Origin of the sequence: Nonomuraea sp. SBT364 (genome assembly GCF_001083785.1) — a bacterium.
In the GTDB taxonomy this organism is placed as follows: domain Bacteria; phylum Actinomycetota; class Actinomycetes; order Streptosporangiales; family Streptosporangiaceae; genus Nonomuraea.
Window position 1 is genome coordinate 1 of sequence record NZ_LAVL01000114.1, and the last position, 21,576, is coordinate 21,576.

The window sequence follows — 21,576 nt, forward strand, 5'->3', positions numbered from 1 at the left end:
GGGCGGTGGTGGCGGCGTTGGTGGTGGCGGCGGCCACGCTGGTGTATGCCGTCACCCGGGAGGACCCCGTCGCCGTGGAGGGGCCGCTGGCCGTGGAGACCCGCGCCGTCAGGGTGCCGGAGCTGGGCGCGACGCTGCACGAGCACCCGACGGACCCGCTGCGGATGACCTCGTTCCTGCGCGGGTCCACGGACCTGAGCGAGGGCCTGGCCTTCACGGGCGGCCTGCGGAGCGCCGGCGGCGACGCGTTCCGGCCGGTCACCGTACGGATGCTGCCCATGGTCTCCCCTGACGGCGGGTCGGTCGCGTACGTGCACGAGTCGCCCGATCTGGCCGTCGAGAACGCGGGCGGGGTCCGGTTCACCGCGCGCGACCTGACCGGCGAGTTCTGGGTGGACGTGGTCGAGCCGCCGCTGGCCCTGCGCCGCCCGTCCTGGTCGCCGGACGGCTCCCGCCTGCTGGTCACCGTCTGGGATCCCAGGCAGGGGGACCGCACCACGGGCTTCGCCGTCGTGGACCCGCGCGCCCGTACCGCCTCCGTCGTCAGCGCCCCGGCCCCCGGCAAGGAGGACTACGTGTGGGCGTCCGGCGACAGCCTGGCCCGCGCCTCGGGCACCGGCGAGGTCACCGTCCACTCCCCCGGCGGCGCCGTCCTGCGCACGCTGGACCAGGTCCGCCAGCCGGTGGGCACCGTGCCGATGTTCTCCGGGGACGGCCGTCTCGCCACCCTGTGCCCCGGCGCCGGGAACACCGCGTGCGTCCTCGACGCCGTCACCGGCCGCCGCCTGGCCACCCTGCCGCTGCCGGAGGGCGGGGTGATCTGGTTCTGGTACGGGACGGACCACCTGGCCGTCTACACCGCCACCGCGTCCAGGGTCCAGGCCGTGGACCTGAGGGGCGAGCCGGTGCGCACGCTGGCGGAGTTCGCCGCCGGCACCACCTGGACCGTCCATTGGACCAGGCGTTGACCCGGCGCCGCCGGCGACCTAGGCTGCAGAAAGTTTCCCCTTGTAGCCGAAATTTTCGAAACGGAGCGGCCATGGCGGTCGAGCCGCCCGCGGCGTCGCCGGCGGGCCTGGTGGCGCCGGTGCTGACCGCGCGCTCCGGCGGCGGGCCGAAGCACGTGGCGCTCACCTTCGACGACGGCCCCGGCCCGCACACCGCCACGCTCCTGCGCCATCTGGCCGCTCATGACGCGCGGGCCACGTTCTTCGTCGTCGGCCGCAACGTCGCCGCCGATCCGGGCCTGGCGCGGCGCATCGTCGCGGCCGGTCACCAGATCGGCGGCCACACCTGGTCCCACCCGGATCTGACGACGCTCCCGCCCGCCGCGATCCGCGCCGAACTGGCCCGCACCGACCGGGCGGTCAGGGCGGCGACCGGCGTCACGCCGAAGATCGTCCGCCCGCCGTACGGAGCGCTGAACGCGACGGTGCGCGCGCAGACGAGACGGCCGATGGTGCTGTGGGACGTCGACACCGAGGACTGGCGGCTGCACGACACCGCCGTGGTGGCCCGCAGGGCGATCCGGCAGGTGCGCCCGGGGAGCGTCGTCCTGTTCCACGACATCCACGCGGAGACCGTCCGGGCGATCCCCCGCGTGCTGCGGTGCCTGTCGGCGCGCGGCTACCGCTTCGTCACCGTTGATCAGCTTTTCGGCGGGTAGTAACCGGGGATGGAGTCGCCCCGCGTGGCCTGGCCGGTGATGCATCATCGCTGGTCGGACATCACGTTCCTGCACTGGCGCTACCCCGTCGAGGTCGTCCGGCCGCTGGTGCCGGATGCGCTGGAGGTGGAGACGTTCGACGGGACGGCCTGGATCGGGCTGACGCCCTTCCTCATGGAGGGGGTGCGGCCGCCGGGCCTGCCCGCGCTGCCGTGGCTGTCACGTTTCCCCGAGACGAACCTGCGCACCTACGTGCGCGACGGGCGGGGGCGGCGCGGGATCTGGTTCTTCTCGCTGGACGCGGGCCGGCTGCCCGCCGCGCTCGGCGGCCGGGCCGGCTACTGGCTGCCCTACCACTGGTCCGACATGTCCGTACGATCCGACGGCCGGCTGGTGCGTTACCGGTGCCGGCGCCGGCCACGGGGTGAGCGGTGCGACGTGGAGGTGGCGCGGGGCGCGCCGCTGCCGGAGGACGACCTGGCGCGATTCCTGACAGCGCGCTTCCGGCTCTTCACGGTGGTGGCGGGGCGGACGGCGTCGGCGCCGATCGAGCATCCGCCGTGGCCGCTGCGCCGGGCCGAACTGCTCGGCCTGGACCAGGACCTGCTCCAGGCGGGCGGGCTGCCCGCGCCGGACGGCGATCCGGTGCTGCACGCCTCGCCCGGGGTGGCGGTGCGGATCGGCATGTGGCGGTGGTGAGCTGTCAGCGCAGGCGCGTGTAGGTCAGCGCGAAGTCGAGGTCCCAGACGGCGCCGTCCTTTGACAGCTCCCAGCGGGCGTCGATCCGGTCGCCGGACAAAGTCCCGGTGAAGCGCTGGTTGAAGCCGGGCGCGTCCCGCCACATCCGCCAGAGGGCGCCGTCGAAGGTCATCCGGTACACCCGGTACACGCCACGGGCGTCCGCGTACAGCACCGTGAACTCCTCGCCCGCGTCGTCGAGGCCGATGAGCGTGACGGTCGGGAAGGGCGCGTGCGCCCCCCACCCCCCGGCCGTGTCCGGCCCCGGCTCCCGGTCGGTGAACTGGCGCAGGAACGCGCCGTCCTCCTCCCAGGTGAACTCGCTCCACGCCGGGCCGACGCCGTCGACCTGGGGCTGCACGTTCCAGCGTCCGAGGAGCGCGTCGAGCCGTTCGAGCGCGGGGTTTCTGTGACCCATCAGATTCCCTTCCCGACGTACATGTGGATCTTCTGCGAGTAGGCTCATCGCACATCCTGCCCCATTCGCCCGGGAAGGCGACCGATGAGCGAAGACGCGTTCAGCCGCATCAACACCGAGGTTCCCAGCCCCGCCCGGATCTACGACCTGTGGCTGGGCGGCAAGGACAATTACGAGATCGACCGGATCGTCAGCGAGCAGATCCTCCAGGCGGTGCCCGAACTGCCGGTGCTGGCCCGTACCAACCGGGAGTTCCTGGGCCGCGCCGTGCGTCACATGGCGGGCGAGGCGGGCATCCGGCAGTTCCTGGACATCGGCACCGGGATTCCCACCGCGAACAACACCCACCAGGTGGCGCAGTCGGTGGACCCGTCCTGCCGCGTCGTGTACGTCGACAACGACCCGGTCGTGCTGGTGCACGCGCGGGCGCTGCTCCAGGGCGAGTCGGAGGGTGACACCTCGTTCATCGACGCGGACCTGCGCGAGCCGGAGAAGATCGTCGAGGCGGCGCGGGAGCTGCTGGACTTCGATCAGCCGATCGGCCTGATGCTCCTCGGCGTGGTGGACTTCCTGCCGGACACCGGGGAGGCGCGTTCGATCATCCGGCGGCTGCTGGAGCCGATGGCCCCGGGCAGCCACCTGGCCATCTCGCACGGCCTGGTCGGCAGGCAGCTAGAAGAGGGGGTGCGGCACTGGAACGAGAGCGGCGGCGCCACGATGACGCTGCGCACGCTGGAGGAGGCGACGAGCTTCTTCGACGGCCTGGAGCTGCTGGAGCCGGGTGTGGTCGCGCTGCCGCGGTGGCGGCCGGACCCCGACACGCTGTACGCCGACCGCGAGGCGGTCTACTACGCGGGGGTGGGCCGCAAGGCGTGAGGCGGGCCACGCGGGACGCCGTGCCGGGTCTCGCCCGGCACGGCGCCGCCCGTCAGCCGTTCTTCGCCTTGGCGTACTCGCTGGCGCCGCCGGCGAAGTCGTAGATCAGCGCCTGCTCGTCGCCGACCACCCACGCGTCGTGCCCGGGCGGGCAGACGAACACGTCACCGGGGCCCACTTCGGACTCGGTGCCGTCCTGCATCCGGATGTGCAGCCGCCCCCGCGCGACGAACCCGTTGTGGTGGACCTCGCACAGCTCCGTGCCCGCGATCGGCTTGACCGACTCCGACCAGCGCCAGCCCGGCTCGAACGTGGCCACGCCGAAGCTCAGCCCGGTCAGCTCGCACACCTCCAGGTGGCCCATCGGGAAGTCGCGCCGCTCGTCCGGCTTGTCGATGCTCTTGACTTCGATCATGACGTCCCCCTTCCGTCACTTTCAGTCTTCCACCGGGCCCGGCGTGTCACAAGGCGATCGGGAATTGGGCCTTGCCGGAGGGTGGTGTCAAGGCTAGTGTCAGGCCAACTCTTAAGAAACTTTCCTATATGTTTCTTCCCCCGGCAAGAGAAGGTGATCAGGTGAAACGCGTCCTCGCGACCGCGTCCGCCGCCGCCGTCGTGGGCGGGCTGGCATTCGTGCTCCCGATGTCCAGCGCCTCAGCCGCGGCCTGTGCCGCCGCGTGGAGCTCCGGCGCCGTCTACACGGGCGGCATGACCGCCTCCCACAACGGCCGCAACTGGTCGGCCAGGTGGTGGACGCAGAACGAGACCCCCGGCAGCGCCCAGGTATGGGCGGACCAGGGCGCCTGCGACGGCGGCACCACCCCGCCCGGCTCGTGCGACCACCCGGACTGGGCGGCGGGTACCTTCTACGCTGCGGGTTCGATCGTCCGCTACACCGACGGCCGCTACTACCGGGCCGAGCACGACAACCCGGGCTACGACCCGGTCATCTCGACCTGGTACTGGGAGCCGTACACCTGCGGCGGGACCACGCCCCCGACCGACCCGCCGAACCCGTCGGGGTTCGTCGTCAGCCAGGCGCAGTTCAACCAGATGTTCCCGAGCCGGAACTCCTTCTACACCTACAGCGGCCTGACCGCCGCGCTCAGCGCGTACCCGGGGTTCGCCGGGACCGGCAGCGACACCGTGCGCAAGCAGGAGGCGGCGGCCTTCCTCGCCAACGTCAGCCACGAGACCGGCGGCCTGGTCCACATCGTCGAGCAGAACACCGCGAACTACCCGCACTACTGCGACTCCGGGCAACCCTACGGCTGCCCGGCCGGCCAGGCGGCCTACTACGGGCGCGGCCCGATGCAGCTGAGCTGGAACTACAACTACAAGGCGGCCGGTGACGCGCTCGGCCTCGACCTGCTGCGCAACCCGTGGCTGGTGCAGAACGACGCGGCCGTGGCCTGGAAGACCGCGCTGTGGTACTGGAACACGCAGAGCGGCCCCGGCACGATGACCCCGCACAACGCCATGGTCAACGGGCACGGCTTCGGCCAGACGATCCGCAGCATCAACGGCGCCCTGGAGTGCGACGGCCGCAACCCGGCCCAGGTCCAGAGCCGCATCGACAACTACCGGCGCTTCACCCAGATCCTCGGCACCACGACGGGAGGCAATCTGAGCTGCTGAGCATGTTCGCCGCCTGGCGGGTACGGCTTCCTCATGGTGACGACAGCCGACCGTGACGCCGTCCGGGACCTGCTCAGGCGGCGGGCCCAGCTCGTGGAGGCGGCGGCCGGCGCCCTGGACCGGGCGCGGCCGGTCGTCGTCTACCGCCACGACTGGCTGTCGGCCGCGCTGCCGTACGAGGGCGAGGCCCGGCTCGTCGCCCGGCAGGTGCGCCCGGATCCGGTGGTCACGGGGCTGGACGAGCCGCTGGACGAGCTCGGCGACCGGGTGCTCGCCGATCCGGGCCGAGCGAGCCGCTCGAACCGCTGGTCGAACGAGTCGGATCAGGGGTGAGTCATGGGTGCCCAGGACGTGGTCGAGGCGCTGCTCGACCGGTATGGCCGTACCTACGCCGAAGAGGCCGGCATCAGGCTGGCGGACCGGCCGATGCCGCTCTACCAGCTCCTCGTGCTGGCCACGCTGCTGAGCGCGCGGATCTCGTCCGGGGTCGCGGTCGCGGCGGCGCGCGAGCTGTTCGCGGCCGGTTTCCGGACGCCGAAGGCGATGGCCGGGGCCAGCTGGCAGCAGCGGGTGGACGCGCTGGGGCGCGGCCACTACCGCCGCTACGACGAGCGCACCGCCACGATGCTCGGCGACGGCGCGGAGCTGCTGCTCGACCGGTGGAAGGGCGACCTGCGCCGGCTCCGCGAGGAGGCCGGCGGCGACGGGCGGCGGCTGGGTGAGCTGCTCCAGGAGTTCCCCGGCATCGGGCCGGCCGGGGCGGACATCTTCCTGCGCGAGGTTCAGGCCGTGTGGCCGCAGGTCGCGCCGCACCTGGACGGCCGCGTGCTGGACGGCGCCCGCGCCGTCGGCCTGCCGCGCCGCGAGCGCCCGCTGGCCGGCCTCGCCGCGGGCTCGGGCACGAAGCTGGCCCGGCTCTCGGCGGCCCTGGTACGGGTGTCGCACAGCGAGAAGTCGGCCGCCGAGGTGCGGTCCGCGGCCCGGCGGTGACCGTTCAGACGACCCAGGCGGGGACGAGCTTGCCCGCGTCGGGGAGCGCGCAGTGCGGATCGACGGGGGCGGTGGTGCCGTAGGCGCGCATCCCGGCCGGGGCGACGACGATGGCGGTCAGGCCGTCCGGCGTGCCGGAGGTGATCCGGCGCGTCACGTCGGCGGGGATGACGATCGTGTCGCCCGTGCCGACGGTCACGCTGTCGTCGCCGAGTTCGACGGTCGCCTCGCCGCCCAGCACGGTCCACACCTGCTCGGCGTCGATGGCGTGGACCGGTCCGGCCTGCCCCGCGGTCATGTCGACCCGCCACACCACCTGGGACGCGCCGCCCTGGGCGGGCGAGGCGAGGGTGGTCATGACGGCGTTCGGCGTCTCGGTGCGGCGGCTTTCCGCGTGACGGATGACAGGCATGGCGGGCTCCTCAGACAGAAAACGTGGTTGTCTAAATAGTGAACCAGGTTGTCCATCTCTGTCAACACGACGGTATTGACGGTGCCGTAAATCCCGGGTTACCGTCACCTATACAACTATAAGGAAACTTTCCTAACAGTTTACTGGCGCGTACTCCCATCCCACCCCCCAGAGTTCCCACAACCGGATGTCGGAGCATCATGAGACACACCATCCTGAGCAAGGTCCTGGCCGGAGTGGCGGCGTTAGTCCTGCCGCTCACCGCGGCGGTCGCCGCCCCGGCGGGCGCGTACGGCGCGACGACCGGGTCGTCGTCCGCCTCCGCGCTCGCCGCCTGGGCGCCGTGGACGGCGTACACGGCCGGCACGGTCGTCACCTACAACGGCGCCTCGTACAAGTGCCGGCAGAGTCACACCTCCCAGCCCGGCTGGGAGCCTTCCAACGTCCCCGCGTTGTGGGAGGTGACGGACGGCGGGGGCGGTGACGACACCACCGCGCCGTCGGTGCCGGGCAACCTCCGCTCGACCGGCGTCACCTCCAGCAGCGTCTCCCTCGCCTGGAACGCCTCCACCGACAACGTCGCCGTCACCGGCTACGAGGTCTACCGGGGCAGCACCCTGGTCAGCACCGTCACCGGCACCACCCACACCGACACCGGCCTGAGCGCCGACACCGCCTACACCTACACCGTCCGCGCCCGCGACGCCGCCGGCAACCGCTCCGCCGCGAGCACCGCCGTCACCGCGCGCACCAGCCAGGGCGGCGGAGGCGACGACACCGAGGCGCCCAGCGTGCCGGGCAACCTCCGTTCGACCGGCGTCACCTCCAGCAGCGTCTCCCTCGCCTGGAACGCCTCCACCGACAACGTCGCCGTCACCGGCTACGAGGTCTACCGGGGCAGCACCCTGGTCAGCACCGTCACCGGCACCACCCACACCGACACCGGCCTGAGCGCCGACACCGCCTACACCTACACCGTCCGCGCCCGCGACGCCGCCGGCAACCGCTCCGCCGCGAGCACCGCCGTCACCGCACGCACCAGCCAGGGCGGCGGAGGCGGCGGGGACAAGGTCCTCGGCTACTTCGTCCAGTGGGGCGTCTACCAGCGCGCCTACCACGTCAAGAACATCGACACCAGCGGCTCGGCCGCCAAGCTGACCCACATCAACTACGCGTTCGGCAACGTGCAGAACGGCCAGTGCACCATCGGCGACAGCTACGCCGACTACGACCGCTTCTACCAGGCCGGCGAGAGCGTCGACGGCGTCGCCGACACGTGGGACGCCGGGGCGCTGCGCGGCAACTTCAACCAGCTGCGCAAGCTCAAGCAGAAGCACCCGCACCTCAAGGTGCTGTTCTCCTTCGGCGGCTGGACCTGGTCCGGCGGCTTCGGCCAGGCCGCGCAGAACCCTGCCGCGTTCGCCGAGTCCTGCTACCGCCTCGTGGAGGACCCGCGCTGGGCCGACGTCTTCGACGGCATCGACATCGACTGGGAGTACCCGAACGCCTGCGGCCTGACCTGTGACACCAGCGGGCCGGCGGCGTTCAAGAACCTGATGTCGGCGCTGCGCACCCGCTTCGGCTCCGGCAACCTGGTCACCGCCGCCATCACCGCCGACGGCACCAGCGGCGGCAAGATCGACGCGGCCGACTACGGCGGCGCCGCGCAGTACCTCGACTGGTACAACGTCATGACGTACGACTTCTTCGGCGCCTGGGCGGCGCAGGGTCCCACGGCCCCGCACTCGCCGCTCAACTCCTACTCGGGCATCCCGATCTCCGGCTTCCACTCCGACCAGGCGATCCAGAAGCTCAAGAGCAAGGGCGTCCCGGCGAGCAAGCTGCTGCTCGGCATCGGCTTCTACGGCCGGGGCTGGACCGGCGTCACCCAGTCCGCGCCGGGCGGCACGGCGACCGGGCCCGCGCCGGGCCAGTACGAGCAGGGCATCGAGGACTACAAGGTCCTCAAGACCCGCTGCCCCTCCACCGGGACCGTCGCGGGCACCGCGTACGCACACTGCGGCAACCAGTGGTGGAGCTACGACACGCCGGCCACGATCGGCGGCAAGATGGGCTACTCGAAGAACCAGGGCCTCGGCGGCGCCTTCTTCTGGGAGCTCAGCGGCGACACCACCAACGGTGAGCTGATCACCGCCATGAAGAACGGCCTGAACTGATCAGGCGCCCCGGGCGGGCGTCACGCCCCGCCCGGGGCATCGTCCTCGCCCGCCTACGGCATCGCCGGGGCGGGCGTTCGCGATGTCAGGCCGCGCACCGTCAGGTCGACGAGCTGGCGCAGCCGGGTGTGCAGGACCTCCGGGGGCGCCTCCTGCTGGGCGATGCCCGCGAGCGAGGCGACCAGGACGGCGGCCGCGTCGTGGGCCGGGATGGCGTGCCCGACCAGGTCGAGCTCGTCCGAGGCCGCCTCCAGCGCCGCCTCCACCACTGCCGTGCAGCCCTCCTCCAGGGCCAGCACCACATCCCCGGCGACCTCGCGCGCCTCGGCGAGCAGCTCGGCCCGCAGCCGCGCCTCGACGCTGCCGGCGACGAGGTCGAGCTTGATGGCCAGCATCCCGTAGAGCCGGTCGGCGACGGAGTCGCCGCTGCCCCACACCGCCCGCGCGCCGGTCACGATGTCGGCGACGAGCTTCTCGCCGGCGGCGCGGAAGATCTCCTCCTTGCCGCCGAAGTACTGGTAGACGGCGGGACGCGACATGCGCGCCGCGCGGGCGATGAGGTCCATGGACGTGCGCCGGTAGCCGTGTCTGCAGAAGACGCCCAGGGCGGCCGTGACGATGTGGTCCTGCTTGGCCGCGGCACCCTCTGACATGCTGACATTGTATGACGGCTCGTCAGGCCCCGGCCGGCGGCCGCTTGCCGAAGGCGCCGGCGGTCGCGTGGAAGACCCCGATGACCAGCGCCCCGAGCGCCGCCGCGGCGAAGGCCGCGACCGGCCGCTCCCCCACGCCCGCCCCCCAGGCCAGCAGGGCCGCGATGACGTACGACGCCCACCCGGCCAGCAGGTTGGGCAGCGGCCCCGAGCCGAAGGCCGAGGGGAAGTGCTCCTTGGTGATGCCCTTGACGAAATGCGGCGTCGCGTTGGCCGCGAACAGCCCCGCGAAGAAACTCATGACGACGGTCGGCAACATCGCGCCCTCCTGGACGATCTCGATTGCTGACATATTAGACGCTTTTTGTCGGAGTGTCCGCCAAGTGATCCGCCCGGCGGCTACGATCGCAGCACCGGACACAAGGGAGGCCGCGCCGTGGCGATCGACTTCGACGAGGCCAGGGTCGTCCCGGGGAGCGTTCCCGGCACGTACGTCCTGGTCGTCAGCGGGAGCAAGCCGTACGCGAACATGGCGGTGCGGCTGTCACCGCTGGTCTACATCCGGCAGCCGGACTACTGGGGCATCGAGGTCGAGGGCACGCTGCCCGGCATCGGGCTGCCCGCGCTGGCGCCTTACACGGTGTCGCTGCCGCTGGACGGCGTCGTCGGCACGGCGGGCGTCGAGGTGATCGGAGCCCGGCGGCGGGAGACGCTCGACGTGCCTTAGCGCCCGGCCCCGGACGCCCTCCGGGGGGTTGATCATGCTGCCGGTCGGGCCTGGCCGGCAGGCCTGACCGCATCCCGGACCGGCCATCGACGCACGGCGAGCGCGGTTGCCGAGTCAGCTCTCGGCGAGTCGTGCCTTCTTGACCCTGTTGCCGCAGGTGTTCATGGAACACCAGCGGCGGTTGGCGCCGCGGCTGGTGTCAAGGAAGAGCCCCGCGCATCCGGGGCCTTCGCAGTTCTTGACGCGGCCGCGGCCGGGACCCCCGAGGACGTGGATGGCATCGGTGGCCAGGACCCCGAGGGCGTCAGCGACCGGCGTCGTCCCGGTCAGGCGCCATCGCGCGAGATCGCGTTCTAGCGCGGCCTTCGCGTGCCCGGCGGCCGCGACCGTGTTGAGAGTGCGGACGTCCTTCGGATCGGGCTGTTCGCGCGCGGCGATCGCCGACCCGATTCGGTAGATCACCTCGCGCAGCTCGACGGCGTCCCGCAGATCGGCCGGCGACACGTCCGTGGCGTCAAGCCCTGCCGCCCGCAGCCACATCTTCAGCCGCGCGGGGTCGGTCAGCCGCTCTCGCGGCGCCGTGCCGGCTCGATCGCTGACGGTGGCGGTGAACCGGAACGCCAGGACCTCGTTGTCCATGCGGAACACATGACGTACGTCCTCGGTCATTCCCACCTCCGCGGTGACGACAACACCTCCACGAACCGTCTCAGCCGGTTCGACATGATGGTACTCGCATGGCATCGTGAACCGCCTCAGACGGTTCACAGAGAGGGTTCTCCGCATGAGCGACATCGCGGTCATCGGTCTCGGAGCGATGGGGCGGCCCATCGCACGCAACCTCCTGAGGGCAGGCCACGACGTAGTGGTGTGGAACCGCTCCGGCGGGCCCGAGGGCGAGCTTGTCGCGGCGGGCGCCCGGCGAGCCGCCTCGGTCGCCGAGGCCATGCACTCGCCGGTGGTCTTCTCGGCCCTGGCCGATGACCGGGCCGTCGCCGAGACGTTCATCGACTCCGGCGTTCTCGCCCAGGCCCCGGGCGGCACTGTTCACGTCAACCTCGCGACGGTGAGCGCCGGCCTGGCTCGGCGGGCCGGCGCAGCACACGCCGAGCATGGTGTCGGGTACGTCGCGGCACCGGTCTTCGGCCGTGTTGCGGTCGCCGAAGCCGGGGCGCTCAACATCCTCGCGGCGGGCGAGCAGGGGCTGATCGACCGCGCGCAGCCGCTCTTCGACGTGATCGGCTCGCAGACCTGGCGACTGGGCGATCGTCCGGAACAGGCCAACATCGTGAAGATCCTGGGGAACTACCTGATCGCCTGCGCCATTCAGTCGCTGGGCGAGGCCGTCAGCCTCGCCGAAGGCGCCGGTGTCGACCCGGGGCAGTTCGTCGATCTGCTGACCTCGACACTCTTCCCGGGAGCCGTCTACACCGGCTACGGACCGGCAATCGCCGAACGGCGCTACCGGCCGCCCGGCTTCACCACAGTCCTGGGCCGCAAGGACCTCCACCTCGCGCTCGACGCGGCGAACGACCACGACATTCCGCTCCCGATCGGTGAACTCCTGCGGACTGTCTTCGATCAGGCCATCGCCGACGGTCGCGGGGAAGACGACTGGGCGGTCATCGCGGAACAGCAGCCGCGGTGACCGCCGTGGGCGCCCGGCTGGTCCGCCGCTTGACCTAGAGACGACTCTAGCCACTAGCTTGCGTGATGCAACCAATCAGAACGGACGGGAAAAGATCATGAGTGTCTGGTTCGTCACCGGAGCGTCGCGGGGTCTGGGCGCGGAGATCGTGCGCGAAGCACTGTCGCGGGGACATGAGGTCATCGCCACGGCCCGCAAGGTGGAGGCGGTGCTCAAGGCCTACCCGGAGAAGCCCGCCGGACTGCTGGCGGTGACCGCGGATGTCACTTCTCAGGAGCAACTGCAGGCCGCGGTCGATGCGGGACTGGCCGAGTTCGGCCGGATCGACGTCGTGGTCAACAACGCCGGGTACGGGCTGGTGGGCGCGGTCGAGGAGGTGCCCGACAAGGCGGCGCGCGACCTGTTCGACGTCAACGTCTTCGGCGTGCTCAACACGCTGCGCGCGACGCTGCCCACGCTGCGCGCCCAGGGATCGGGGTACGTCCTGAACATCGGTTCGGTGGCCGGGTTCGCCACATTTGCGGGCACGGGCCTGTACGGCGCGTCGAAGTTCGCCCTGGAGGGCATCTCCGAAGCGCTGCACGGCGAGCTGGCACCCCTCGGCGTGCGGGTCGTCCTGGTCGAGCCGGGCGGCTTCCGCACAGATTTCCTCGATGACACGAGCCTTCAGGTCGAGCCCGCGTTCATCTCGGACTATGACGCCGGTACGGGCGCGACCCGGAAGGCCCTGGCCGCCAACAACGGCCGTCAGCCGGGCGACCCGGCGAAGGCCGCCGCCGCGATCGTGGACATCACGGAGGCCGGCGAGCCCCCGCTGCGCCTGCAACTCGGCGCGGACGCGATCGAACGGGTGGAGGCCAAGCTCGATTTCGTCCGCCGCGAGATGGACCAATGGCGAGCCGTCGCCCTCTCGACCGGCTTCTGAACGCCCCTTCACGCCCGCGGACCCGTCACATAGGACACCGTGCGCACCGGGGCCGCTACGGTTGGTGATTTCGGATGGGCGTATTCTGCATTTATGGCGACTTACGACTTGGGGAGCAGCGGCTCGGGGAGCAGGGCGGACTAGCGCGTGGGCAGCAACACCGCTTCCTACGCGGGTTCCAGGCGGGGCGCGTCTGGGCTTGATGAGCTGCTGGTCAGGGCGGTGAGCGACAGCGGGGCGCACATCGGGGCGCTCTACCTGCTCGACGAGGACGGGCAGGTCCTGCGGATGAACACGGCGATGGGCTTCCCGGCGGCCATCGCCAAGGCGTGGGCGCGGGTGCGGCTGACGGTGCCGATGCCGGTGGCCGCGGCGGCGCGTGAACGGCGGCTGGTGTGGACGGCCGACCAGGAGGACCTGGCCCGCCAGTTCCCCGGGGCCGCGCTGGCGCTGCCGTACAACTTCGCCGTCGCGACGGCGCCGATCGTGTGCGGCGAGTCGGCGCGCGGGACGCTGCTGCTGGTCTCACCGGCCAGCAACGCGCCCGGGCCCGAGCCGCGGCTGCTCGGCCTCATGGAGCGCACCTGCCGGGACATGGCCGATCTGCTGGAGCAGGCCGACCGGCTCGGCAGGCCGGTACGGCCCAGGCCCAGGCCGCGCATCCTGGCCCCGTACCGCTCCCGGCAGGACGATCCGGCGGTGAGCCCCGAGGCGGCGATGGCCGCGCTGGAGTGCCTGAACGGGCTGCCCGAGGGCTACTGCGCGCTGGACGTGGACGGCAGGGTGACGTTCCTGAGCGCGCCGGCGTCCGGGCTGCTCGACACGACCGCGGCCGCCATGCTGGGCAAGCGGCCGTGGGAGGTGCTGCCGTGGCTGGCCGACCCCCCGCACGAGGACAGTTACCGGTCGGCGATCCTCGGCCACCAGGTCACGTTCTTCACGGCCGAGCGGCCTGACGGGCAGTGGCTGGCGTTCCAGCTTTTCCCGGCGCCGTCCGGGCTGAGCGTCCGCATCACGCCGAGCACGATGGCCCGCGACCCCGGGCACGTGCTGCCGGACCCGGTCGTCGGCAGGCAGGTCGGCGGGGCGGCCCTCTACGACATGCTGCAACTGGCCGCCTCGCTCAGCCAGGCCGCCACCGTCCAGGACGTGATCGACCTGGTGGCCGACCAGGTGATGCCGGTCTTCGACGTCAAGGGGCTGGCCATCCTGACCGCCGAGGGCGGGCGGCTGCGGGTGGCCGCCACCCGCGGCTACAGCCCGGCGAGCGTCGCGGAGATGCGCAGGCGCACCCCGTGCGCGCCGCACGCCCCCGAGCTGCCCATCATCACGGGCGAGCCCGCGTTCTTCGCCAACGAGCGTGAGCTCCTGGACGCCTATCCCGACGCCGGCCGCTACGGCGGTATGAGCGCCTGGGCGCTGCTGCCGCTGCTCAGCTCCGGCGGGCCGATCGGCACGCTGGTGCTCGCCTACGGGCGCCCGCACCGCTTCACCCAGGACGAGCGCACCACGCTCACCACCCTGGCGGGACTGATGGCGCAGGCGCTGGAGCGGGCCCGGCTCTACGACGCCAAGCACCGCCTGGCCCAGACCCTGCAGTCCAGCCTGCTGCCGCGCGCGCTGCCCGTGATCCCCGGCCTGGAGGTGGCGGCCCGCTACCTGCCCGCCACCCAGGGCATCGACATCGGGGGCGACTTCTACGACCTCATCCACCTGGGCGACGGGCAGGCGGCGGCGGTCATCGGCGACGTCCAGGGCCATGACACGACGGCCGCCGCCCTCATGGGGCAGGTCCGCACGGCCATCCACGCGCACGCGACGTCGGGCGCGAGCGCGGGAGAGGTGCTGACCCACACCAACCGGCTGCTCATCGACCTGGCGCCGAACCGGTTCACGAGCTGCCTCTACATCAGTCTCGACCTGCGCGACCACACGGCGTGCGTGGCGAGCGCCGGCCACCTGCCGCCGCTGCTGCGCCGCCCGGGCGCGACGACGGAGGTCGTGGAGTCGACGCCGGGGCTGCTGCTCGGCATCGATCCGGCCGCCGACTATCCGACCTCGGAGCTGTACGTGCCGCCCGGCAGCGTGCTGGCCCTCTACACCGACGGGCTGATCGAGGCGCCGGGCGTGGATCTCGGCGACGCCATCGACGGCCTGGCCGGGCAGCTGACCCGGCACGGGCAGCTACCGCTGGCGCGCCTGGCCGACCGGCTCATCGATCCGGCGGAGAGCGTCGGCCACCGCTCGGACGACATCGCGGTGCTGCTGCTGTCGCCAGTTCACCTGTCGCCGTAGGCGGCGGCGCGGGCGGCGCGGCAGTCCGGGTCACGCTCGGCGGCGCGGTCGAGCCCGGCCTTGAGCAGGGCGGCGGTCTCGGCGAGCTGGGCGAGGCGGCGGGGGCCGAGGGTCTCCACGACCAGCGCGCGCACGGACTCCTCCCGGACCCGCCGGGCGTGCGCGGCGGCCTCGCGGCCGGCGTCGGTGAGCGTGATGTCCCAGCCGCGCGCGTCCTCGGTGCAGGCGACGCGCTCCAGCAGGCCGCGCGCGCTCATCCTGGCCACCTGGTGGGACAGGCGGCTCTTCTCCCACTGCAGCGTGAAGCGCAGCTCCAGGGCCCGCAGGCGGCCGTCCGGCGCGTCGAGGAGAGCGTCGAGGACCTGGTGGTCGGCCTCGGACAGGCCGGTGGCGCGGGTCAGCTCGCGGGCGAGGTGGGCGGCGAGCTGCGCGTGGACGGCGGTGTGGGCGCGCCACGCGTCCAGGCTCTCGGTCATGGCCGCCAGCCTACGTCACGAGAGGTTGACATGTCACCCAAAAGCCTTATGGTTGACACGTCTACCAATCGGTCTGGAGGACCTCATGCCCGACTACGGCCACGATCTGCGGTTCGGGTCGTTCATCACTCCGCGCAACGACCGGCCCGAGGCGGCCGTCGACCTCGCCCGGCTGAGCGAGGAGGCCGGGCTCGACCTGGTCACCTTCCAGGACCATCCGTACCAGCCGGGCTTCCTGGACACCTGGACGCTGCTGAGCTGGGTGGCCGCCAGGACCGATCGGGTGCGGCTGTCGGGCAACGTCCTCAACCTGCCGCTACGGCCGCCGGCGGTGCTGGCCCGGTCGGTGGCCAGCCTGGACCTGCTGTCCGGCGGGCGGATCGAGCTGGGGCTGGGCGCGGGCGGGTTCTGGGACGCGATCGGCGCGATGGGCGGCCGCCGCCTGACGCCGGGACAGGCCGTCGACGCGCTCGGCGAGGCCATCGACGTGATCCGCGGCGTCTGGGACGCGGGCGAGCGCCGGCTGCTGCGGGTGGAGGGCACGTACTACTCGCTCGACGGCGCCAAGCGGGGGCCGGCGCCGGCGCACGACGTGCCGATCTGGCTCGGCGCGTACAAGCCGCGCATGCTCCGGCTGGTCGGCGAGAAGGCCGACGGGTGGCTGCCCAGCCTCGGCTACATCCAGCCCGAGGAGCTCGGCGCCGCCAACAAGCTCATCGACGAGGCCGCGCGGGAGGCGGGCCGCGACCCGCGCGCCGTCCGCCGCCTGCTCAACCTGCTCGGGGACGACACGCCCGGCAGGTGGGTGGAGCGGCTGCTGCCGCTCGCGCTGGAGGACGGGATCAGCACGTTCATCCTCGGCTCGGACGACCCGCGCGCGATCCGCGCCTTCGCCGCCGAGGTCGCCCCGGCGCTGCGCGACGCCGTCGCCGCCGAGCGCGGCTCGCCCTCCCCCGGCGACGGCGGCCGGCCGGCCCGCACGGTGGCGCTGCGCAGGGCGGGGATCGACTACGAGGCGGTGCCCGCGTCGCTGGCCGGGTCGGCGGTGGAGCCGGGCGACCGCGCGTACGAGAGCGTCCGCTCGTCCTACGTGTGGGCCGGCTCGCCCGGCCTGGTGCTGCGGCCCGCGACGGCCGGGCAGGTGAGCGAGGCGCTCACGTACGCCATCGGCCAGGGCGTGCCGCTCGCGGTGCGCAGCGGCGGCCACGGCATCAGCGGGCGCTCCACCAACGACGGCGGGATCGTCGTCGACGTGGGCGCGCTGGACTCCGTCGAGGTGCTCGACCGCGAGCGCCGGCTGGTGCGGGTCGGCGCGGGCGCCCGCTGGGGGGACGTGGCGCGGGCGCTCGCGCCGCACGGGCTGGCGATCAGCTCGGGGGACTACGGCGACGTCGGCGTCGGAGGGCTCGCCACCGCGGGCGGACAGGGCTTCCTGGCGCGCTCGTACGGGCTCACCATCGACCACGTGGTGGGCGCCGAGGTGGTGCTGGCCGACGGCCGGATCGTGCGCGCCGGCCCCGGCGAGCACGAGGACCTGCTGTGGGCGTTGCGCGGCGCGGGCGGCAACATGGGCGTCGTCACCTCCTTCGACATCGAGGCCGCCGAGGTGGGTGACGTGGTCTTCGCCGTTTTCGTGCACGACGCGACGGATCTGGCTACCTTCCTGGAGCGGTGGGGCGGCCTGGTGGAGGGCAGCCCGCGCGAGCTGACCGCGTTCCTGTCGATCTTCCCCGGGCAGGGCGCCGGCTCGGTCATGGCGCAGACGCTGGCCGTCTGGGCCGGCGACGACACCGAGACGGCGATCAAGGCGCTGGAGCCGTTCCTGGAGCTGGCGCCGGTGCTGCAGCAGCAGGCCCAGCTCGCCCCGTACGCCGCGCTCGTCGCGCCGCATCACAACCGGCACACCGGTCAGGCGGCCCTGCGCAGCCACTCGGCGCTGGTCGTCCATCTGGACGCCGGGCTCACCGGGCGGCTCGCGGCGCTGTTCGCGACCGGCGACGTCGGCATGCTGCAGGTGCGCTCGGTCGGCGGCGCGGTCAACGACACCCCCGCCGGGGCGACCGCGTACGCGCACCGCACCCAGAACTTCTCGGTGAGCGCCGTCATGGGCGCGGGCGGCTCCTGGGAGAGCGTCGGCGCGGACGCCGTCTACCTGAGCTTCGAGACTTACACCGGCGGCGCGCCGCTGACCAAGGCGTTCCCGCCGTCGACGCTGGAGCGGCTGCGGCGGATCAAGGCCGTGTACGACCCGGGCAACGTCTTCCGGCACAACTTCCCGATCGACCCGGCGGGCACCACCTGACGAGCCCCCGGACCCGTCCGCCGGTCAGGCGAAGGGGATGTTGAGCCACGGGCTGCCCGGGTCGGTCGTCAGGAGGCGGTGGGCGTTCAGCATGTCGGCGTACCAGGCGCCGAACTCCTCCTCGTCGAAGTGGAGGCAGCGGCCCAGGATGTAGGCGGCCGAGAACTCCGCCCAGGAACGGTAGTTGATCCGGCTGATCCGCCCGGCGCGCAGCACCGCCTGTTCGGCTTCCGCCAGGTCGCAGAAGCGGGCGCCGAGGCCCCAGCGGGCCATCTTGGAGGCCCGGCCGTAGTCCCACGCCTCCACGGTGCGGACGAATCCGCCCTCGGCGAGCAGGCCGTCCGCGCGGAAGCGCGCCTCGTACCGGAGGATGCGCCCGATGAGCCGTTGCGCCCCGGCGACCCGGGCCTCCGGCTCGCCCTGGTCGCGAAGGTGACGCGAGGTCACCTGGCGCCAGTGGTCCGCCTCGACCCGGCCGCCGAGTTCGCCGGCGAGCACCCGGCGGATTTCCAGCACGAGGCCCCAGAACGGGCTGCTCATCCGGCCTTCGAGCAGCTCCTCCTGGGCCCGCAGCCATTCCTCGCGGCTGGTGATGCCCCACCATTCCTTCAGGCGTTTGCGCTCGCGGACGTAGCCGGTGCCGTGCCAGCCCATCGCGTTCCACAGCGAGGCGTTGGCGACGCAGAGCAGCGCCCCGCAGGCCAGGCCGTGGGCGACCGGGCCGTGCAGCGGGCCGCCGGTCCGCAGCGTGCGCAGCTCGCCCCGGCGCGGGTAGGTCACCCGTTCGGTGTGCCGGAGCCAGGTCCGCCGGTGGGCGGCGGTCGCGGGGAAGTACGCCTCGCAGGGGGTGCCGGGGTTGACGGCCAGCCACTCGTCCTCGCTCGGCCAGCCGCGGGCGAGCTGCTCCAGGTCGTCGCGGAAGAAGATCGGGTCGGCCACCGGCGCGGGCAGCATCCCGTCGGTGAGGAAGACCAGGTACTTGGTGCCCCCCTGACGCATGGGGGCGTAGGTGACGTAGCCGGGCCGGGCGTCGGCCCGGGCGCGGGGCATCGCGTGGTAGAGGTGCGCGCCGGCCAGCACGTCGAAGTAGGCGGCCCAGTCGCCGCGCGCCTTGGCCTCGTACAGGCAGTGTTCGACCTCGGTGGGCGCCTGCCAGGGCGGGACGGCGTGTGCCGCCGCGTCCGGTCCCGTCATGAGATCAGGGCTTTCGCCCTCCCCCGTCCTCATGCCGCAATACGTTACAACTGCCCCATTGATCCCGCGCCCGGGGTCACGAGGCCGGACTCGTAGGCGAGGACGACGAGCTGGGCGCGGTCGCGGGCGTGGAGCTTGGTCATGGCCCGGTTGATGTGCGTCTTCGCGGTCATCGGGCTGATCACCATGTGCCCGGCGATCTCGTCGTTGGACAGGCCACGCGCGACCAGGGCGACGGCCTCGCGTTCGCGGTTGGTGAGCTCGCTCAGCCCGGCGCCTGGGCCTGTGCCGGGCGGCTGGGTGACGTACCTGTCGATGAGCTTGCGGGTGATCGACGGCGCGAGGAGCGCGTCGCCCCGGGCGGCGACCCGCACGGCGTGCAGGAGGTCTTCGGGCACGATGTCCTTGACGAGGAACCCGGCCGCGCCGGCGCGCAGCGCGTGGAAGACGTACTCGTCGAAGCCGTAGTTGGTCAGGATGACGACGTGCACCCCGGCCAGGGCCGGGTCGGCGGCGATGCGCCGGGTCGCCTCGACGCCGTCGACGACCGGCATCTGGATGTCGACGAGCGCGATGTCGGGCAGGAACTCCCTGGCCAGCTCCAGGCCCCGCAGGCCGTCGCCGGCCTCGGCGACCACCTCGATGTCGTCCTCCAGGTCGAGCAGCGCGCGGAACCCGCTGCGGATGAGCGGCTGGTCGTCGACCAGCAGGACGCGGATCATGACGTCCCGTCCAGAGGAAGCGGGGGCAGCACAGGCAGCACGGGCAGCACCGCCTGGACGGTGAAGCCGCCCTCGCCGCGCGGCTCGGCGCGCAGCCGGCCGCCCAGGGCGGTGACGCGTTCGCGCATGCCGAGCAGCCCGACACCGGGCTCCGGGGCGGCGCCCGGCCTGGCCCCGCCGTCGTCCTCGACGCGTACCGCGACGGCGTCGGGGCGGCAGTCGATCAGGACGGACGCGGTGGTGGCGGCGGCGTGCCTGGCGACGTTGGTGAGCGACTCCTGGACGATCCGGTAGACGGTCCGGCTCACCGCGGCGGGGACGTCCTGCCGCTGCCCCTCGATGGTCAGCGTGGCGTCCAGGCCGATGGTGCGGGCCCGTTCGACCAGCTCCGGGACGTCGTCGAGCCCGCGCGGCGGGGTCGTGTCGTCGTCGCGCAGCGCCTGCAGGGTCGCGCGCAGCTCCCGGGTGGCCTCACGGCCGGCCTCCTGGATCGCCAGCAGGGCCTCCGGCACCTGTTCGCCCCGTTTGCGTGCCACGTGCACGGCGACCTCGGCCTGCAGCTTGATGATCGAGATCTGGTGGGTGAGCGAGTCGTGCAGCTCCCGGGCGATGCGCAGCCGCTCCTCGTCGGCGCGGCGGCGCGCGGTCTCCTCCCGGGTGCGCTCGGCCTCCTCGGCCCGCCGCTCGGCCTGCCGCAGCGCCTCGCCCGCGGCCGCGGCGGCGACCAGCCAGGCGATCTCAAGGGCGCTCCTGGCCTGCGCGAACGCCTCACCGGTGTCGTGCAGGCCCGATGCCAGGGCCGCGAGGGGGAGGGTGGCCAGGACGACCACGCTGGCCACCACCGTGACGACGCGGTGCCCGGCCCGGACGGCGGCGTACACGGCGAACAGGTAGGCGACGGCGGGCACGTCGAATCCGGCCGCCTGGTAGCCCACCGCGCACAGCCCGGTGACGATCAGGACGGCGACCGGAGCCCGGCGGCGCGCGGCCAGCGCCAGCCCGCCGGCTGCCAGCAGCGCGTAGCCCGCCAGGCCGGGGCCCGTGGCGGCGTGCTCCCCCGACAGCCCGGTGACCAGCAGCGCTGCCGCGACGCAGGCGGCGATCGCCCAGTCCGTGACGCCGGACCATCCTCTGCTCATGGGCGCACCTTAGCCGGATGTCCGCGCGGGCGACTCCTGCGGGCGGATGACCGGGCGGCTACCGCGGACGCGGTACTCCCGCCGATTCTGCGGGAGCCGCGGTAGCCGGCTGCGGCACCGGCGGCAGCCCGAAGTGCCCGCGTACGGCGGACGACCGGCGGCCCGTACGGCGACATGCTCGAGGTGACAGCCATTCGGGAGAAGGAGCCCCCATGCCGATCGCCTCCGTGCAGGCCGTAGCCGTCTTGATCACATCCGTCCAGCCCGACCCGGCCAGTGTGTACGCCATGAGCACCGGCAGGCTCGGGGCCATCGTGGCCGCGCTGGCGGGGCTGGCCGGGGCGGTCATCGGCGCCCGTGCCCTGGCCCGTCGCAGCGGCGGGCGCGGACCCGTCGTCGCCGTGGTGACGAGCCTGATCGGCATGGCGATCGGCGTGCTGGTCGTCGTCACGTCCGACGGCGGCATCGGCACCGGCAACGGGCTGGGCGGGGCGTTCATGGCCCTGCTGGTGGGGCTGGCCGGCACCGTGCTCGGCGGGCTGGCGATGGCCCGCTCCCGGCGCCGCGCCGGCTGACGTCC

24 protein-coding genes are annotated in these 21,576 nt (G+C 72.8%); 14 read left to right on the plus strand and 10 right to left on the minus strand.

The annotated features are described in order from the left end of the window. The 3 genes from ADY59_RS51795 to ADY59_RS34040 all read left to right on the plus strand — a co-directional run. Positions 1–968, plus strand: a 968-nt coding sequence (locus ADY59_RS51795) for a hypothetical protein (protein WP_049571123.1), incomplete at its 5' end; no start/stop codon positions are given. A 71-nt stretch (positions 969–1,039) separates the two neighbouring features. Then, positions 1,040–1,666, plus strand: a complete 627-nt coding sequence (locus ADY59_RS34035; protein ID WP_082310612.1) for a polysaccharide deacetylase family protein — start codon at positions 1,040–1,042, stop codon at positions 1,664–1,666. Positions 1,667–1,675: 9 nt separating this feature from the next. Next, positions 1,676–2,365 (plus strand): YqjF family protein, encoded by a 690-nt coding sequence (locus ADY59_RS34040; RefSeq protein ID WP_049571125.1) that lies wholly within the window; start codon positions 1,676–1,678, stop codon positions 2,363–2,365. Between the two features lie 4 nt (positions 2,366–2,369). On the opposite strand, the gene ADY59_RS34045 is transcribed toward ADY59_RS34040, so the two are convergent. Beyond that, positions 2,370–2,822, minus strand: coding sequence for a hypothetical protein (locus tag ADY59_RS34045; RefSeq protein ID WP_049571128.1), 453 nt, complete (start codon positions 2,820–2,822; stop codon positions 2,370–2,372). Between the two features lie 84 nt (positions 2,823–2,906). Between ADY59_RS34045 and ADY59_RS34050 the strand changes: the two genes are divergently transcribed. Further along, positions 2,907–3,698, plus strand: coding sequence for an SAM-dependent methyltransferase (locus ADY59_RS34050; protein ID WP_049571130.1), 792 nt, complete (start codon positions 2,907–2,909; stop codon positions 3,696–3,698). A 52-nt stretch (positions 3,699–3,750) separates the two neighbouring features. On the opposite strand, the gene ADY59_RS34055 is transcribed toward ADY59_RS34050, so the two are convergent. Next, entirely contained in the window at positions 3,751–4,113 is a 363-nt protein-coding gene (locus ADY59_RS34055) for a cupin domain-containing protein (RefSeq protein WP_049571134.1), read from the minus strand. Positions 4,114–4,241: 128 nt separating this feature from the next. On the opposite strand from ADY59_RS34055, the gene ADY59_RS34060 reads away from it, so the two are divergent. Genes ADY59_RS34060 through ADY59_RS34070 form a run of 3 tightly spaced genes read left to right on the plus strand, consistent with a single transcriptional unit; the run spans position 4,242 to position 6,326 of the window. Beyond that, on the plus strand, positions 4,242–5,336 hold the full coding sequence (locus tag ADY59_RS34060) for a glycoside hydrolase family 19 protein (protein ID WP_049571137.1): 1,095 nt from the start codon (positions 4,242–4,244) through the stop codon (positions 5,334–5,336). A gap of 33 nt (positions 5,337–5,369) precedes the next feature. Next, complete coding sequence (locus ADY59_RS34065) at positions 5,370–5,669, plus strand: hypothetical protein (RefSeq protein ID WP_049571138.1); 300 nt, start codon at positions 5,370–5,372, stop codon at positions 5,667–5,669. A 3-nt stretch (positions 5,670–5,672) separates the two neighbouring features. Beyond that, entirely contained in the window at positions 5,673–6,326 is a 654-nt protein-coding gene (locus ADY59_RS34070) for a hypothetical protein (RefSeq protein ID WP_049571141.1), read from the plus strand. 4 nt (positions 6,327–6,330) lie between these two features. Here ADY59_RS34070 and ADY59_RS34075 read toward each other — a convergent pair whose 3' ends face one another. Then, a complete protein-coding gene (locus tag ADY59_RS34075) occupies positions 6,331–6,738 on the minus strand; it encodes a cupin domain-containing protein (RefSeq protein WP_049571143.1) in 408 nt (135 codons plus the stop codon). A 200-nt stretch (positions 6,739–6,938) separates the two neighbouring features. Here ADY59_RS34075 and ADY59_RS34080 point away from each other — a divergent pair, with 200 nt between their 5' ends. Then, on the plus strand, positions 6,939–8,915 hold the full coding sequence (locus tag ADY59_RS34080) for a glycosyl hydrolase family 18 protein (protein WP_049571146.1): 1,977 nt from the start codon (positions 6,939–6,941) through the stop codon (positions 8,913–8,915). A gap of 53 nt (positions 8,916–8,968) precedes the next feature. Here the strand turns inward: ADY59_RS34080 and ADY59_RS34085 are convergent, their stop codons facing one another. Both ADY59_RS34085 and ADY59_RS34090 read right to left on the minus strand, forming a co-directional pair. After that, complete coding sequence (locus ADY59_RS34085; protein WP_049571148.1) at positions 8,969–9,568, minus strand: TetR/AcrR family transcriptional regulator; 600 nt, start codon at positions 9,566–9,568, stop codon at positions 8,969–8,971. Between the two features lie 22 nt (positions 9,569–9,590). Continuing rightward, positions 9,591–9,920: a hypothetical protein gene (locus ADY59_RS34090; RefSeq protein ID WP_156325902.1), complete on the minus strand. Its 330-nt coding sequence runs from the start codon at positions 9,918–9,920 to the stop codon at positions 9,591–9,593. An 84-nt stretch (positions 9,921–10,004) separates the two neighbouring features. On the opposite strand from ADY59_RS34090, the gene ADY59_RS34095 reads away from it, so the two are divergent. Next, the gene (locus tag ADY59_RS34095; protein ID WP_049571155.1) at positions 10,005–10,295 is read left to right on the plus strand and encodes a hypothetical protein; all 291 of its coding nucleotides are present in this window, start codon (positions 10,005–10,007) and stop codon (positions 10,293–10,295) included. A gap of 114 nt (positions 10,296–10,409) precedes the next feature. Here the strand turns inward: ADY59_RS34095 and ADY59_RS34100 are convergent, their stop codons facing one another. Beyond that, positions 10,410–11,081, minus strand: a complete 672-nt coding sequence (locus ADY59_RS34100; protein ID WP_197093984.1) for a CGNR zinc finger domain-containing protein — start codon at positions 11,079–11,081, stop codon at positions 10,410–10,412. On the opposite strand from ADY59_RS34100, the gene ADY59_RS34105 reads away from it, so the two are divergent. The 3 genes from ADY59_RS34105 (at position 11,080) to ADY59_RS34115 (ending at position 15,163) form a co-directional block, all read left to right on the plus strand. Next, a complete protein-coding gene (locus tag ADY59_RS34105; protein WP_049571162.1) occupies positions 11,080–11,943 on the plus strand; it encodes an NAD(P)-dependent oxidoreductase in 864 nt (287 codons plus the stop codon). The two genes, ADY59_RS34100 and ADY59_RS34105, sit on opposite strands and share 2 nt — an antisense overlap. 97 nt (positions 11,944–12,040) lie before the next feature. After that, a complete protein-coding gene (locus ADY59_RS34110) occupies positions 12,041–12,868 on the plus strand; it encodes an oxidoreductase (protein WP_049571165.1) in 828 nt (275 codons plus the stop codon). Positions 12,869–13,015: 147 nt separating this feature from the next. Continuing rightward, positions 13,016–15,163 carry a SpoIIE family protein phosphatase gene (locus ADY59_RS34115; RefSeq protein WP_049571167.1) on the plus strand — a complete coding sequence of 716 codons (2,148 nt, stop codon included), beginning with the start codon at positions 13,016–13,018 and terminating at the stop codon, positions 15,161–15,163. On the opposite strand, the gene ADY59_RS34120 is transcribed toward ADY59_RS34115, so the two are convergent. Further along, on the minus strand, positions 15,148–15,639 hold the full coding sequence (locus ADY59_RS34120; RefSeq protein ID WP_049571168.1) for a MarR family winged helix-turn-helix transcriptional regulator: 492 nt from the start codon (positions 15,637–15,639) through the stop codon (positions 15,148–15,150). The genes ADY59_RS34115 and ADY59_RS34120 overlap by 16 nt on opposite strands. 85 nt (positions 15,640–15,724) lie before the next feature. Between ADY59_RS34120 and ADY59_RS34125 the strand changes: the two genes are divergently transcribed. After that, entirely contained in the window at positions 15,725–17,941 is a 2,217-nt protein-coding gene (locus tag ADY59_RS34125) for an LLM class flavin-dependent oxidoreductase (protein WP_049571169.1), read from the plus strand. A gap of 24 nt (positions 17,942–17,965) precedes the next feature. Here ADY59_RS34125 and ADY59_RS34130 read toward each other — a convergent pair whose 3' ends face one another. The 3 genes from ADY59_RS34130 to ADY59_RS34140 are packed head-to-tail and all read right to left on the minus strand — an operon-like array spanning position 17,966 to position 20,996. Next, complete coding sequence (locus ADY59_RS34130) at positions 17,966–19,168, minus strand: DUF1266 domain-containing protein (protein ID WP_197093985.1); 1,203 nt, start codon at positions 19,166–19,168, stop codon at positions 17,966–17,968. 11 nt (positions 19,169–19,179) lie between these two features. Further along, positions 19,180–19,857, minus strand: a complete 678-nt coding sequence (locus tag ADY59_RS34135; protein WP_049571174.1) for a response regulator — start codon at positions 19,855–19,857, stop codon at positions 19,180–19,182. Further along, positions 19,854–20,996 (minus strand): sensor histidine kinase, encoded by a 1,143-nt coding sequence (locus tag ADY59_RS34140; protein WP_049571177.1) that lies wholly within the window; start codon positions 20,994–20,996, stop codon positions 19,854–19,856. Before ADY59_RS34140 ends, ADY59_RS34135 begins: the two co-directional genes overlap by 4 nt. Positions 20,997–21,208: 212 nt before the next feature. On the opposite strand from ADY59_RS34140, the gene ADY59_RS34145 reads away from it, so the two are divergent. Then, positions 21,209–21,571: a DUF6223 family protein gene (locus ADY59_RS34145; protein WP_049571181.1), complete on the plus strand. Its 363-nt coding sequence runs from the start codon at positions 21,209–21,211 to the stop codon at positions 21,569–21,571. Positions 21,572–21,576 lie beyond the last annotated feature (5 nt).